3 protein-coding genes are annotated in these 1,921 nt (G+C 41.6%); 1 reads left to right on the top strand and 2 read right to left on the bottom strand.

Annotation, left to right across the window (positions count from 1 at the left end; all coding sequences use genetic code 11):
* Positions 1-216 (top strand): hypothetical protein (locus ACTQ1N_RS12555; RefSeq protein ID WP_441956992.1); only part of this gene is annotated, 216 nt, incomplete at its 5' end.
* Between the two features lie 35 nt (positions 217-251).
* Here the strand turns inward: ACTQ1N_RS12555 and ACTQ1N_RS12560 are convergent.
* Positions 252-371, bottom strand: coding sequence for an HNH endonuclease (locus tag ACTQ1N_RS12560; protein WP_441956994.1), 120 nt, complete (start codon positions 369-371; stop codon positions 252-254).
* Between the two features lie 274 nt (positions 372-645).
* Complete coding sequence (locus ACTQ1N_RS12565; protein ID WP_441956993.1) at positions 646-1,788, bottom strand: hypothetical protein; 1,143 nt, start codon at positions 1,786-1,788, stop codon at positions 646-648.
* Positions 1,789-1,921: the final 133 nt, after the last annotated feature.

The following is a 1,921-nucleotide window of genomic DNA, read 5'->3' on the forward strand; positions in this document are numbered from 1 at the left end:
TTTGGCGTGCCTGTCAAGGTCATCATACACGAAAAGAAAGGCCTTGAACAGGCTGCATCTCGTGTACAAACGCAGCATCTCACTTACAAATCTGGCATCTGGTGTACAAAATTGGCGTTTCGTTTACAAATATGCAGTTTTCAATTTACAAACAAGCATCTCGCCTTACAAACTGGCGTCTCGGATTACAACTCAGCCTTCCTAGTGTCAATATAACGCTTTGTGTTGCTAATAGCAAGCAGATGTAATGCTTAATACTTGTACACTGGATGAGAATCGTACTTCATCGTCTTCTGATCGTGACACCTCTTGCAAAGCGCCTGCCAGTTCGATCTGTCCCAGAAGAGCTTCGGTGTGATTTTCCTAAAAATAAACTCTCGACGTCCTCAGAATTCTCCGATGAGGTGTCACACTGAAGGAACTGCATGATCTCCTCGAAGCTTCTGTCGCTGTCTTCGATAGCCTTCATGAGTTTCTTTTCCTGGAGCTCGTCACGCTTATTCATCAACTGCTCCAGCTTGTTGACTTCAGATTCATAGTGCTCCTTAGCCTTACTGACCACCTGCTCCTGTTCCTCAATCCGTTCATCAAGAGAACGGCCTTGTCCTTGCCATCACACTGCCTCCTTCATCATGAAATCCACAATCATCCTGCAATTTCTTCCGCATCATCCCAGCTATTTCTTATCTCAGCGAACTCATCGTCAGCAGCGTTTATCTCCTTCCACTGCTCTACACCTTTGGTGACTTCCTGCCCTTTCTTCTTTTCAGCTTTATACATTGTATGAGCCAGATTTGCGATCAATTTTCTGAGCACCAGCTTATCCCCAACCACATCATCCGAATCATTCTTATCAATAGCAGTTAGGTTGAGAAACTTTGGAAGGCTCTGATCAATAACCCTAATGTCATCATCAGAATACAAATCCCTTCTTACTAGGTACTCCACAGCTTGAACAAATGACGTAACTTCGATTCCCATTGCTGTTATCAATGCATTAACAAATGCTCTCTTAATAGCATCACTGATTGGAATCTCATGGCGAATTAGCGAATATAGCATGTTGACCGATGCAACTGCATATTTCTTCTTACCACAAAAGAGAGTTGATAAATAATAGTCCTCTCGGTCTTCTATCTTACTCACGCAGAAATCAAGCAGACTGCTCGGTGTATCTGTTGCTTGAAACAACTCATGCAACTCCCTAACCGCATCCGAGCTGTATGATTTCTCACCACTAGCCAAACCGCTACTTAAGATTGCTTCACCCATCAGTTCAGCAGAAGTTCTCAGGCCACTTCTGATAGCGTCATCCATTAATCCAAAGGAGATACCGGCATTGTTATCAGCCAGCTTCTTACAAAATGGATACAATACTGTGGCTAACTGTTGTACCTGTTCCTCTGTCATTTGATTATGCTGAGCATAGCTGATACCACTATTAAGCATATTCGTATAATCAGTTATTGACTCATCTGAAGCATTCTTTTTAATTTGCTCTATCAGTATCTCCCAGTACCCGTTTTCATCATTGTCAAACTTGATTATTTCTTCTCTATTACCAATGATTAGGCCTATAGCAGACTGATAGAAATCACCAATATAAGGCTTTCCATTTTCAAAGTTGCAGGGGTCAAGTATGATTGATGCCACTGTTGCGTTGTCTTCTGCAGAAAGATCGAACAGCGCAGAAACATAGGTCAAGCGTCTTATTGCATTATGATGTATTTCTTCCTTCTTACAATCGTCAAATAGCTCTTTAAGAACCTCTTTCCTTTCGTTTGTCATCTTGATCTTCAGATGCTTTCCATCTTGTTATCCCGCATTTTATCTGGTCCTAAACCATACCACATTCAATCAAATTAAAAAGAGGCACAGCATAAATTATTCTGATGGATTTTACATCGGATTGCTTTATGCC

Origin of the sequence: Porcincola sp. LCP21S3_C12 (assembly GCF_052118625.1) — a bacterium.
Taxonomy (GTDB): domain Bacteria; phylum Bacillota; class Clostridia; order Lachnospirales; family Lachnospiraceae; genus Porcincola.